Source organism: Kurthia huakuii LAM0618 (genome assembly GCF_000505545.1).
Classification (GTDB): Bacteria; Bacillota; Bacilli; order Bacillales_A; family Planococcaceae; genus Kurthia; species Kurthia huakuii.
The window spans coordinates 435,567-447,826 of sequence record NZ_AYTB01000007.1 but is presented as its reverse complement, the minus strand read 5'-3'; the positions used below and the strand labels follow the sequence as shown (position 1 = coordinate 447,826).

General features: G+C 41.0%; 12 protein-coding genes. 1 reads left to right on the top strand and 11 read right to left on the bottom strand.

The window, feature by feature from the left end; translation table 11 throughout:
- Positions 1-66: 66 nt before the first annotated feature.
- The 7 genes from V514_RS0103990 to dapB form a co-directional block, all read right to left on the bottom strand.
- A complete protein-coding gene (locus tag V514_RS0103990) occupies positions 67-552 on the bottom strand; it encodes a cell wall elongation regulator TseB-like domain-containing protein (protein WP_029498456.1) in 486 nt (161 codons plus the stop codon).
- A gap of 36 nt (positions 553-588) precedes the next feature.
- The gene (gene dinG, locus V514_RS0103985) at positions 589-3,372 is read right to left on the bottom strand and encodes an ATP-dependent DNA helicase DinG (RefSeq protein WP_029498455.1); all 2,784 of its coding nucleotides are present in this window, start codon (positions 3,370-3,372) and stop codon (positions 589-591) included.
- 154 nt (positions 3,373-3,526) lie between these two features.
- Complete coding sequence (locus V514_RS0103980) at positions 3,527-4,510, bottom strand: biotin--[acetyl-CoA-carboxylase] ligase (RefSeq protein ID WP_029498454.1); 984 nt, start codon at positions 4,508-4,510, stop codon at positions 3,527-3,529.
- Positions 4,494-5,654 carry a CCA tRNA nucleotidyltransferase gene (locus V514_RS0103975; protein WP_029498453.1) on the bottom strand — a complete coding sequence of 387 codons (1,161 nt, stop codon included), beginning with the start codon at positions 5,652-5,654 and terminating at the stop codon, positions 4,494-4,496. Before V514_RS0103975 ends, V514_RS0103980 begins: the two co-directional genes overlap by 17 nt.
- On the bottom strand, positions 5,635-6,780 hold the full coding sequence (gene bshA, locus V514_RS0103970; protein WP_029498452.1) for an N-acetyl-alpha-D-glucosaminyl L-malate synthase BshA: 1,146 nt from the start codon (positions 6,778-6,780) through the stop codon (positions 5,635-5,637). Before bshA ends, V514_RS0103975 begins: the two co-directional genes overlap by 20 nt.
- A gap of 78 nt (positions 6,781-6,858) precedes the next feature.
- Positions 6,859-7,278, bottom strand: a complete 420-nt coding sequence (gene mgsA, locus V514_RS0103965; RefSeq protein WP_029498451.1) for a methylglyoxal synthase — start codon at positions 7,276-7,278, stop codon at positions 6,859-6,861.
- A 17-nt stretch (positions 7,279-7,295) separates the two neighbouring features.
- On the bottom strand, positions 7,296-8,093 hold the full coding sequence (dapB, locus tag V514_RS0103960) for a 4-hydroxy-tetrahydrodipicolinate reductase (protein ID WP_029498449.1): 798 nt from the start codon (positions 8,091-8,093) through the stop codon (positions 7,296-7,298).
- 202 nt (positions 8,094-8,295) lie between these two features.
- On the opposite strand from dapB, the gene V514_RS0103955 reads away from it, so the two are divergent.
- Entirely contained in the window at positions 8,296-9,156 is an 861-nt protein-coding gene (locus tag V514_RS0103955; RefSeq protein WP_029498448.1) for a YitT family protein, read from the top strand.
- 125 nt (positions 9,157-9,281) lie between these two features.
- On the opposite strand, the gene V514_RS0103950 is transcribed toward V514_RS0103955, so the two are convergent.
- The 4 genes from V514_RS0103950 to V514_RS0103935 form a co-directional block, all read right to left on the bottom strand.
- Positions 9,282-10,001 (bottom strand): C40 family peptidase, encoded by a 720-nt coding sequence (locus V514_RS0103950; RefSeq protein ID WP_029498447.1) that lies wholly within the window; start codon positions 9,999-10,001, stop codon positions 9,282-9,284.
- 251 nt (positions 10,002-10,252) lie between these two features.
- Positions 10,253-10,933, bottom strand: a complete 681-nt coding sequence (locus V514_RS0103945; protein ID WP_035944264.1) for a zinc metallopeptidase — start codon at positions 10,931-10,933, stop codon at positions 10,253-10,255.
- 61 nt (positions 10,934-10,994) lie between these two features.
- Entirely contained in the window at positions 10,995-11,588 is a 594-nt protein-coding gene (gene lhaT, locus V514_RS0103940) for a lipoprotein heptaprenylglyceryl N-acetyltransferase LhaT (protein ID WP_029498445.1), read from the bottom strand.
- A 94-nt stretch (positions 11,589-11,682) separates the two neighbouring features.
- Entirely contained in the window at positions 11,683-12,240 is a 558-nt protein-coding gene (locus V514_RS0103935) for a ReoY family proteolytic degradation factor (protein WP_029498444.1), read from the bottom strand.
- Positions 12,241-12,260 lie beyond the last annotated feature (20 nt).

The window sequence follows — 12,260 nt, the reverse complement described above, 5'->3', positions numbered from 1 at the left end:
CGCTATAGTTTTCAATACCATTATATACAAACATTTAGCAAAAGACATAATTATTTCTATTTCCCATTACAAATCTGCAATTTGTTTCCACACCTTGCCAGAAGTGTATGTGATATACATGTAATTTAATTTATCATTTTTCGTATTGTATGTTACTTCCCATACAGCGCCTGGTTTTTCTAAACCGAGCTTTGTATGTAAAATACGTTTTATATTCGGATCTTTTTTCTTCGCAATTTCAACTGCTTTTTCAGCCGAAATACCATTTTCCATCATTAAGGCGGGGCCTTTTTTGTTCATTTGATCTTGTAAGACAAAAATGGCTTTGTCTTTATTTTTGTTATCTTTCCCTATTACCGTTACATAAGCAGCAGTCCCATTGTAGACATAGGATTCGCTAATTTCTTGTAATTGTTTATTTTGAATAACGGCATCTTCGGCTTGGTTTTCGATGCTACGAAACGGTGAGTATGCACTCCAACCGATAATCGTCACTAACACGAGTGCCAAACAAACGAAAAATATGGATAAGAATTTTAACCAGTTTTTCATGTTATCACCTTATACGTTTAAGTTGTACGAACCTGTTCACACTTCATCATTATACCAATGTTCTAATTGTAACACCATATCTCCAAGTGGAACTTTTTCAACGGGTACATTTGGCAATGCCTCTAAAAATTGATGACCGTATGATTTTGTTTCAATACGGCGATCCAATATAATAAATGCCCCTTTATCATGTGATGAGCGAATAAGACGCCCGAACCCTTGCTTAAAGCGAATAATCGCTTCTGGCAGCGACAGCTTATAAAACGAATTGATTCCCTTCGCCTGCATTGCATCCGCCTTCGCTTTAAATACCGGTTCATTTGGTGCTGTGAATGGCAAACGCACGACGATCACAGCCGATAATGCATCGCCTGGTACGTCAACGCCTTCCCAAAATGAATTTGTGCCAAACAATACCGAGCGTTCAAATTTTTGGAACATTTTTAAGAGCTTCATGCGACTCCCACTCGAAACACCTTGCGCAAACAACATAAAGTCTTCTAGCTGTTCCGTCTCTTGAATGAGCATCACCGTTTTTTTCAGCATATCTTGCGACGTAAATAATACGAAGCAGCGTCCATTTGTCGCTAATACGGTCTCAACAATCGCTTGTGCGACATGCTCGATATAAATCATTTGCGGCACACCTTTAATGTCTGGCATATCGTCAACAATATACACATGTGCCCCTTCATAATACGATGCCGGTGCTTGGAATTGATACAGTGGGACCGTCGCATCAACGCCGAGTTGATTCGCAATAAAACGCGTATTTTCCGGTGCTGTTAATGTTCCAGATGCCCACACAATGCCCATTTTCCCGCGAAATTTATCAAAGACACTCATGACTGTGCGCTTAATGCTTAGCGGCTTTTTCATAATTTGAATGCTCCCTGGTAAACTGCGCGCATCAAGTTCTAACCACATCGTTTCAGCGCTGCGCTGTTGTAAAAATAGCGCATCCCACTCGGCATGTTTCAGCGCCAACTCATCGAGCCAATAACACCAATCATCGAGCGTCGCGCGCTGCGACACCGACAATTCATCAACTTGGTGTAAATAAACCGTCGTCAGTTGCGCTGCACTTGCTAAAAAGCGTCCCATATGTTGACTAACTTCACGTAATAAAAGTTGCTCAATTTGGACATCTTGCCATAAAAAGGTGTATTTCATCGAACGCTTCACACCAGATAGTAAATTTAAATAGCGCGTCATTTGTTTCATCGAACGCTCAAATGAATCCAGCATCTTGCCAAAAGCTTGCTGACATTCCATCACTTTGCGCAGATGTACGCGACCAGATGACTCGATGCGCTCATACCAGGCGTGCTCTAATGAACGTTGCGACATCGACCCTAATTGACCAAAAACATATTTCCATTCGCGGTAAACAAACATCGTCTCTTCGCGTACCATGGCTGCTTGTACCATTTGATGCGCTTCATCAATAATCCAACCATCAATATTGTCTAAAATTGGCTCTGGTCGTTGTAAATCGGCAACGACCATCGCATGATTTGTGACGATTAAATCTGCTTCTTTACAGCGCTCTAACGCGGTTAAATAAAAATCAAATGCACCGCGACGACGCGTATCTTTTGTCGTATCACTGCGGCGTACTTTTTCTAAAAATAAATGCCCACCACCAGATAAATTAAGCTCGGTTAAGTCCCCTGTTGCTGTCTCTGATAACCATGTAATAAATTGCATTTTCGCAAAATTTTCATCGTATGAGTCATCAAACGCTTGAATCATGTCACTAAAGCGGTCGATGTCGATATAATGTTTCATTCCTTTTAAGACGGCGACATTTGGGTGCATCGCTAAAATAGCTTCAGCCTTTGGTAATTCCTCAACTAATAACTGCTCTTGTAAGTGCGATGTATACGTGCTAATAACGATTTTGCCGTCATGACGCGCCGTATAAATCATCGCCGGAATTAAATAAGCAAGCGTTTTGCCGATACCGGTCGACGCTTCCATCAAAACTTCTTGACGATTGTTTAAAGAATTCCATACGCTGTCCATCATGCGGAACTGTCCATCACGAATTTCAAACTGTTCAAACTGTGCTTCAAATAATGTTTTTTTCGCTTCAAGTGACGCTGGGTAACTACATTTTTTAACCTGTTCCTGCGCAATAGGTTGCTGTTCTTTTAACGTAATCCCACGATAGGTTGTATAACCAAGCGGCTGTTTTGTCGCTTGGCGTTTTTCACGAATCGCCTCAAAAATAAGCGCCGAAATATCATTTTTCGCCTTAAATGAGCGCTTATGTAATTGCTCTAGCACCGCTAGTGGCATACAAAGCATTTTGTCATAACACGCTTTTAACAAATGCGCCGTTGCAAGTGCATCATCATCGGCACGATGCGCTTTTTGATGAATAATGCCCAGCTCAAGCGCTAAATCTTGAAGTTTGTAACTGTATGCTGTTGGGAATAAAATTTTTGCTAATTCAACCGTATCTAGCGATTTTCCTTGCCAAGTTGGTACACTACAACGAGCAAATTCCGCCTGTAAAAACGGTAAATCAAAATCGATATTATGCGCGACAAAAACCGTCCCTTGTAATTTTTCATAGACGTCATAGGCGATATCTTGAAACGGCAACGCATGCGCGACATCCTCGTTTGAAATATCGGTTAAATCCTCAATAAATGACGGGATGTTTTGCTGCGGATTGACAAATTTCGTGTACGTATCCACGACTCGCCAATCTTTCATAAACACAATCGCAATTTGAATAATGCGGTCGCCTTGCTTTGAAGAATGCCCCGTTGTCTCCAAATCGACAACGGCATACGTTTGACTTTCCATAACTACTTCACACTTTCCGTTCATAATATACTTGATTTTATCACACATACGACAATGAAGCCTAATAGATTCCGGTGCTTGCTGACATTCTATTAGTCGCAAGCGTAAAAAAAGTAGCCATCACACGTTTGTGTAATGCCTACTTTCTCGAAACTTAATCTTCTAATGAAATATCCGCTGAATACACGCCTTTAATGTCGCCGTTATCTAAACGAATTTTTAACACGCCATCATCGGTAATTTCAACAGCTTCTCCGATAAGTACTTCACGCAATGTCGTCGCTTTAATGCGATTGCCAAGTGTGCATGAATAACTTTCCCATTGCTTTTTAATATTCTCAAAGCCATCGCTAACATACTCTGCGCTATAGCGTTCTAAATACAATAAAATGCGCGCAATTAACGTCGCACGATCAATTTCTTGACCTGCTTGTAATTTTAGTGACGTTGCAATATGTTGAATATCTGCTGGGAAATCAACTTCCTCATGGTTAACGTTAATGCCAATCCCCATAATTAATGCGTTCACACGATCTGGATCTGACTGCATTTCTGTTAAAATACCGGTACATTTCAAGCCATTAATTAATAAATCATTTGGCCATTTAATAGCCGGTCGTACCGCTGTGACATCTTCAATCGCGCGCGCTACGGCTACAGCCGCTACAAGTGTAAATTGCGGCGCTTTATGCGTTGGGACATCGGGACGTAAAATGACGCTCATCCAAATGCCTTTACCCTTTTGTGATTTCCATTCGCGCATCATACGACCGCGACCAGCTGTTTGCTCTTCGCATAACACAAGTGTGCCTTCTCGTGCTCCTTCTTGTGCTAGGCGATGTGCTGTTGGTTGCGTAGAATCGAGCACTTCTTCATAAAAAATCGTCTGGCCAAAATGGTCGGTTTCAAGCATTGCTTTAATTTTAGCTGGGTCTAAATTATTTGGTGATTGCTTTAAAATATAACCTTTTTTACGAATCGTTTCAATTTCATAGCCTTCTTCTTTTAATTGATTCACATGCTTCCAAATCGCCGTACGTGAAATATTTAATTCATCAGCAATTTGTTGCCCTGACAGCGGTTCATTTCCTGCCGCTTGCAGACGTTTTAATAATTCATATTTAAAATTTCCACTCACGTTCAAACCATCCCTTTATATAATGTTCATCATTGTTAATCGAGCCATCTAACACGCCATATAGCAATTGCTGTAGCGCTTCTTTCAACCACGGTCCGCCCTTTTGACCGCTCCATGCTAAAAACTGTTTACCGGTGACGACAATGTCGCTTTTTTGTTGAATCGGTAGTGCCGCTTTTTGCGCTAAAATTCGTGAAATATCGTCGGTTGTATCGTGTACATGATTCCAAATTTTCACCGCTGCGCGCCATTCTGCTTCGTCAAACTCAAACAATGCGTATGGCGTCAGTGCGGCTAATGCATCGATTGCGGCAAACACGCGCTTGACAAAGCGTTGTTCTTTATTAGAACCGCGATATTTGGTGATTAGTTGGACGTCTTGTTCTACATAGCTAAATAACGCCCATCCCGTCAATGAATTAACGGCATCAAACGCTTGCCAAGCATTTATGTGCTGAAAGTTTCCCGGCACATAATTTGCTAGACCCGTATCAACTAATAAACGAAACGCACGATATGGATGTTTGCTACGGACGATTTGGTCAAATTCTGCCTTAATGCGTTCAATCGCAATATAACGTAAATCGCTCGCATGCTGCGTAATTGCTGCATATGTCGTCGCTTCAATATCAAAATTTAATTTCGCGCTAAAGCGCACCGCTCGCAACATACGCAAGGCATCTTCTGCAAAGCGTTCATTGGCATCTCCAACAGCACGTACAATATGCGCCGCTAAATCTGCTTGTCCGCCAAATAAATCAACAATGTCCGTTTTCGAACGGAGCGCCATCGCATTAATCGTAAAATCGCGACGTCGTAAATCCTCGGCTAAATTCGTCACAAAATCGACGGTTTCAGGGCGACGATGATCTGCATAAGTACCTTCTGTACGGAACGTCGTCACTTCAATCGGCTCGTCCATATCCAACACGAGCACCGTTCCGTGTTCAATACCAATATCTACCGTTTTGTCGAATAGTTGTTTCGTCTGTTCCGGCAAAGCACTCGTTGCGACATCCACATCGTGTACCGGCGCACCTAATAATGTATCGCGGACGGCGCCACCAACGATGACAGCATCATATCCCGCTTCGTGCAACACATCAATAACACGAAATGCCGCATCAAACTGCATCGTCGTCATGGCGTGCCACCTTCTCATATAATACTTCGTATTGCTCTACAATTTTTTCTGCGCGGAAATGTTCATGCGCATGTTGTTGTGCTGCTGCGCTAAAGGCCGCTAACTGTTGTTCATCGTTCAGTAGCGCGATCGCTTTCTCTGCCGCAGCTTGCGTATCACCTAATTCCACGATATAGCCATTTTCACGTTCGACAATTACTTCTGGTATCCCACCAACATTCGTACCGATTCCTGGGACACCACAAGCCATCGCCTCTAGTAACACGAGGCCAAACGCTTCCTTCGATGACATTAATAATTTCAAGTCGCTAATTGAATAAAGTTCAGCTAAATTGTCTTGGCGTCCTAAAAATAAAATATCATCGGCATAGTCACTTGCGCGCGCTTGTTTCATGACGTCATGCTTTTCAGGACCATCCCCAACAAGCAATAGCTTCGCAGGTACTTCATGGCGCACTTTTAAAAACGTTTCAACGACATCTGGTACGTGTTTCACCTTCCGGAAATTCGAAACATGAATCACTACTTTTTCATGCGGTTGAATGCCAAAACCTTCCTTTAGCTCCGCATTGTCACGCTTATAATATTCTCGCATATCGACAAAGTTATAAATCGTTTCAATTGGTTTTGTCGTATCGATTAACTCATACGTTTGTTGCTTTAATGAATCTGATACAGCTGTCACAATATCCGATTTATCAATACCGTACTTAATCGCTGTTTGTAACAATGTATCCTCACCGAGTACCGTAATATCCGTGCCATGAAGCGTCGTCACGATGCCAATATCACAGCCACACATATCGCGCGCTAAGACCGCACATACGGCATGCGGAATAGCATAATGCATATGCAAGACATCTAAGCCTTCTTCTTTCACTACATCAGCAATTTTACTTGCGAGCGCTAAATCGTACGGTGGATATTGGAATACCGAGTAATTATTTACTTCTACTTCATGGAAGAAAATATTTGGATACACTTTATTTAAGCGAAACGGCATACTTGATGTGATGAAATGAATTTCATGACCGCGTTCTGCTAACATTTTCCCAAGCTCTGTTGCCATAACACCAGAGCCACCGACTGTCGGATAGCACGTAATCCCTATTTTTAATTTTCTCATCCGACCTGTCCTTTCTTTTATGTCCAATTTCATACTAAAGGTGTAGCCACCTCTAGCTACACCTTATACAGTATCATATTATTTCGTTTGAGAGGCATTGCGACGCTCGGCAAGTAAACGCCAGTCAATAAAGCCTTTTTGTAAGCCTTTTAATAACACTTCGGCCGTACCCATATTTGTCGCAAGTGGCACTTGATACACATCGCATAAGCGCATCAACGCCGAAATATCCGGCTCATGTGGCTGCGCTGTTAATGGATCGCGGAAAAATAACACTAAATCCATATCATTGACCGCAATCATCGCACCAATTTGTTGGTCGCCACCAAGCGGACCTGAACGGAAGCGCGTAATCGTTAAATCCGTTGCCTCCATAATACGGAGCCCTGTTGTGCCCGTTGCGAATAACTCATGCTCTGCTAAAATTTGTTCATATGCTACTGAAAATTGCACGATATCATCTTTCTTTTTATCATGCGCAATTAAAGCGATTTTCATAAAAAAACGCTCCTATCTTATAATAAATTTTCTAACCCATATACTAATTCATCTAACTCGATTACTTTTTCAACACATAATTTAACACCTGACATGAATGAGCCACGGTTATACGAATCATGACGAATCGTTAGCATTTGTCCTTCGCCACCAAATAATACTTCTTGGTGTGCGACAAGACCTTGTAGGCGCACGCTATGAATACGCATGCCGTCAATATCGCCACCGCGTGAGCCGGCAATTGTTTCATGCTCTTCTGGGTGTCCTTGCTTATGTGCTAGGCGATTTTGCGCGATTAATTGCGCCGTTTTAACGCCGGTACCAGATGGTGCATCTAGCTTTTGGTCGTGATGCAACTCGATAATTTCAACATCGGGCATATATTTTGCCGCTTCAGCCGCAAATTTCATCATTAACACCGCACCAACCGCGAAGTTCGGTGCGATAATCGCTCCGGTACCATTCGCTTTTGCAAGTGCCGTCACTTCCGCTAACTGTTCATCGGTAAAGCCCGTTGTCCCGATAACAGGACGCACGTGGTGTTGTAATAATGTTTTTGTATGCGTATACACTGCTTTTGGTGTTGTTAAGTCAACAAACACATCCGGTGTTGTGTCTTGAATTAACTGCTCTAAGTTTGTATAAACGGCTACATCATATTTCTCTGGAAATTCTGTATAGGCCGCTAAATTAGCAGCAATCTCGCGATGGTCTAGTACCGCAACAAGCTTCATATTGTCCGCTTTCATCACCGTATGTACGGCTTCTTTCCCCATTTTACCTCGTGGTCCTGCAATTGCGACGCGAATTGTCATGATTCCATTCCTCCAATGTGTATGTATAATCCCTTTGCATCATGTAGAACGTAAAGTGTTCTGCGATTAAGGTTGTCAATTATGTATAAATCAACGATAATAGAAACCTATGAGCCAGCTGTTTATCAGCTTACCCATAGTGTACCAAAATTTGTTGTAGTCGTGTATGACTTGACTGAAAAATCATCTAGGAGGGACTTGTTTGAAATTCAAAAACATTGTGTTCATCATGCTAGGTGCTGCGCTTTATTCATTTGGCCTCGTTAACTTCAATATGGAAAACGAGCTCGGTGAAGGTGGAATTACCGGGATTACGTTAATTTTATATTTTGTCTTCAGCCTCGATCCAGCGGTTATGAACATCGTCTTAAACATTCCAATGTTTATTATCGGTTGGAAAATTCTTGGTCGACGTGCATTTTTTTATACGTTAATCGGCACGGTTTCTGTCTCCGTTTTCATTAAAGTGTTCCAACATATTAATTTCCATATTGATTTACATGACGATATGCTCCTTGTCACACTACTTGCAGGCGTCTTTTTAGGCGGCGGTCTTGGCATTGTCTTTCGTTATGGTGGCACGACAGGTGGCGCCGATATTATCGCGCGCGTCGTGCACAAATATTTCGGCTGGTCGATGGGTAAAACGATGTTGCTCATTGATGCCATCGTTATTTCACTGTCAATGATGACCTACTTAAATGCGCGCACAACAATTTATACGTTAGTATTTGTCTTCGTTTGTGCCAAAGTAATCGATTTCGTCCAAGAAGGGGCATACGCTGCACGCGGCGCCTTTATTATTTCGAGTGACTATGAAGCGATTGCTGCAAAAATTGCGCAGCAACTTGACCGCGGCGTTACACTATTACATGGCAACGGCTATTATACACGTGAAGAAAAGCGCGTTATTTATTGTGTTGTTTCAAAAAATGAATTGTTTAAATTAAAATCGATTGTCAACGGCATTGACCCGCATGCTTTTATGAGCATTTCAGAAGTGCATGATGTGGCCGGAGAAGGCTTTACGCTTGATGATAAAAAACAGCCTCTTAATCAATGACATCTAAAAACTGCTTCAAGTACACATTTGCATACTTGAAGCAGTTTTTTATTATATTAATAAAAATAAATATTATCATAGAAAAACAAAAAAGGATGCCTCATCGAGACACCCCATTGTATGAATTAGCGGAATGTACCGTAACCTACGATACGTTTGTTCCAGTAACCATCATAAAGATTTGAGTATTTTACGCTTTTCCCAGCAGCATGTAATAATTTGTTGTTCCCAGCATAAATCGATACGTGTGATACGCCGCCACCTGAAGTGTTAAAGAATACTAAGTCCCCAACTTGTAGTTGTGATTTAGAGATTTTTTTAGATGCTGCGTATTGTGCGCCTGATGTACGTGGAATTGATTTACCGATTGCATTGCGGTATACATAGCTTGTGAAACCTGAGCAGTCAAAACCTGATGGTGTTGTGCCGCCCCATACATATGGTGTGCCTAAGAAACGTGCGCCATAAGAAATCGTTGAATCTAATGAGTTAGATACTTGTGTGATTTTTTTTGTTGATAAATATTTAGCGTTCATCCAGCCTTTTTTACCTGAAGCTGTACCGTATAACCAAGTTGTACCGCCAACAACTTTTTTCTTTGAAATATTGACTTGTTTTCCTTGTTTTAACGTTTGAACTTTTGCAGATGTTGCGCTTGCTGATTTACGCATGTTTAACGTACCGTCTGAAGAGTTTACATATAATTTTGCTTTGTATGCGATTGTTGTTGCCGCTTTTGCTTCAATTGTATTTACCGGTGATAATGTTGTAGCTGTCGTTGCTACACCTGTCAGTCCTACTGTAAATGCTAGCGCTAGTGATGGCATCGTTTTTGTCAATTTCATAATGTGATTGATCTCCATTCATATTCGTTATTTGTTTTATATAATAAAGTTAGTATTTTTAAATGTTAGTTTGTGTTGCTTTTCACAATGACTACTTTACACAATCAACAATACGATAAGGGGACAAAATGATTACAAAAATGTAACAAAACCAAGACATATTGTAACGCTTTTTAATACGAAAATGATTTTTATCTTATTTAAGAATAAAAAAACATCAATTACAGGATCTGTAATTGATGTTTTTTTGACTATTCGTCGTCGCTATTATTACCCATACCTGTGTACATAAGAATCAAACGTACAAGTTCCATTACAGCCGTTGCGGCAGCCGCTACATACGTCATAGCAGCCGCATTTAATACTTTACGTGCTGCCGGCTCTTCTTCATTGCGGACAATCCCGAGTTCAACAATTTGATTCATTGCGCGTTTCGACGCATCAAACTCAACTGGTAACGTCACAACTTGGAAGACAACGCCGATTGCTAATAAAATAATCCCTACTAACATAAGTGGTTGCCATGAAGCGATTGCCCCAATCATAATGAAAATCCATGAAGCATTTGATGAAATGTTTGCGGCAGGCACTAATTTAGAGCGTACTGTTAAAAACTTATACGCTTCTTTATGCTGCATTGCGTGACCAACTTCGTGGGCCGCTACAGCTGTACCTGCTACCGATGCTTCATAGAAATTGCTTTCTGATAAGCGTACGACGCGGTCAGTCGGATCGTAGTGATCTGATAACACGCCCGCTACCGGCTCAACGCGCACATTTTCCAAGCCATTCATATCTAAAATACGACGTGCTACTTCAGCACCGGTCATATTGGATGTCGATTGAACTTGTGCATACTTTTTATACGTGGACATAACTTTTCGCTGCGCATAAATTGGTAATAACATTAAGACAGCAAAATAAATAATCATCGTCACGATAGACACCGTTTACTCTCCTCCTATATCATTCATAGTTCTATTGTATAAGTCGCTATAGCTTTCTCGCAACTAATAGCCCTTTTTTGTACACAAAAACCGCCAATAAGATACACAAAATCGACAACCAAAATGTAAAATAGCCAATTTGTGCCATATAGTCATCTAAAACGCTATAAATCGGCATTTGCCCAAAGACATAATCGATGATTTCATTATGCAATACGATGATTGCGGTGACAATAATATGTAGCGCTTTGAAATCATATTTTGGAATGTAGAGCAACGCTTGTAACGCCATTAAACCGTGGCTCGCAATGAGCATATACGCTTGCCAACTCACATTGCCATCTAGTTGAATGATTGTAAAAATGTTCATCGCTACAGCCCACAAACCGTACTTCACGTTTGTTACGAGCGCTAACGCTTCAAATAAACGGAAATGACGGTTCATGAGCCAACCGATAATTGCGATACAGAAAAACAATGTGGCGGTCGGGCTATCGGGCACGAATAACCAGAAGATTGGTGCTGTTTGTTCAAGTTGCCACCCATACCACATGTAACCATAAATTGTCCCGCCAATATTAATAAGCAGCAATACTACTAAAAACCATTTTGCGAATAAAATATTTCGAATAACTTGCATCGGTCTCCCCCTTTCTATTGATTATAGGGGAAAATCACGCATTTGCGTATTAAAAAAACAGCGGCCGCGTCATCGCGCAACCGCTGCTTATTTGTTATGATTGCGCCAATTCCGCTTCTAATTGTTGTAGCGCGGCTGTAAGCTCAAAAAACTGCTCTTTATCTCCGTTATCAAGCGCGGCATCAATTTGTTGTAATAACTTGCTATGTTGAAATTCATAGACGCTTTTAGAAAGCATTTTTTGCGCTACTTGCTTATCTTCCGATGAAATTTGCATATAAGATGGCATAAACGGATTTTCTTCAAGTACCGCTAAGTATTGTTCTGTTGGCGGCTGTTTTGGAAAATTCAATTGAATGTACATCGCTTCTTCATTGTTCATACGCAAATCATGAAACGACTTTTCAGCATCTGCAGTCATAATATTGCCTTTGTAAAAACGGAATGGGATACCGTTTGATTCAGTCGTAGAAATAACGATTGCACGTGGACAATAATGTGCATCTTCAACAAAATGCACATGATTCAATAAATCGTCATCGCCAATAATATAATTTAAAATCCATACGCATTCTCGGCGTTTTAAATCAAAACGCTTTAAAAACCAACGTACAAATGTTTTTTTGTCTTTGTTTGAAATCGATGTTTCCATTCGTATCACTTCCCAAATGA

What these genes read in the sequence shown, in the direction of transcription:
- V514_RS0103990 (WP_029498456.1), bottom strand. Translation starts at nt 552, where the DNA reads ATGAAAAACTGGTTAAAATTCTTATCCATATTTTTCGTTTGTTTGGCA.
- dinG (WP_029498455.1), bottom strand. Translation starts at nt 3,372, where the DNA reads ATGGAAAGTCAAACGTATGCCGTTGTCGATTTGGAGACAACGGGGCAT.
- V514_RS0103975 (WP_029498453.1), bottom strand. Translation starts at nt 5,654, where the DNA reads ATGACGACGATGCAGTTTGATGCGGCATTTCGTGTTATTGATGTGTTG.
- bshA (WP_029498452.1), bottom strand. Translation starts at nt 6,780, where the DNA reads ATGAGAAAATTAAAAATAGGGATTACGTGCTATCCGACAGTCGGTGGC.
- mgsA (WP_029498451.1), bottom strand. Translation starts at nt 7,278, where the DNA reads ATGAAAATCGCTTTAATTGCGCATGATAAAAAGAAAGATGATATCGTG.
- dapB (WP_029498449.1), bottom strand. Translation starts at nt 8,093, where the DNA reads ATGACAATTCGCGTCGCAATTGCAGGACCACGAGGTAAAATGGGGAAA.
- V514_RS0103950 (WP_029498447.1), bottom strand. Translation starts at nt 10,001, where the DNA reads ATGAAATTGACAAAAACGATGCCATCACTAGCGCTAGCATTTACAGTA.
- V514_RS0103945 (WP_035944264.1), bottom strand. Translation starts at nt 10,933, where the DNA reads ATGATTATTTATTTTGCTGTCTTAATGTTATTACCAATTTATGCGCAG.
- lhaT (WP_029498445.1), bottom strand. Translation starts at nt 11,588, where the DNA reads ATGCAAGTTATTCGAAATATTTTATTCGCAAAATGGTTTTTAGTAGTA.
- V514_RS0103935 (WP_029498444.1), bottom strand. Translation starts at nt 12,240, where the DNA reads ATGGAAACATCGATTTCAAACAAAGACAAAAAAACATTTGTACGTTGG.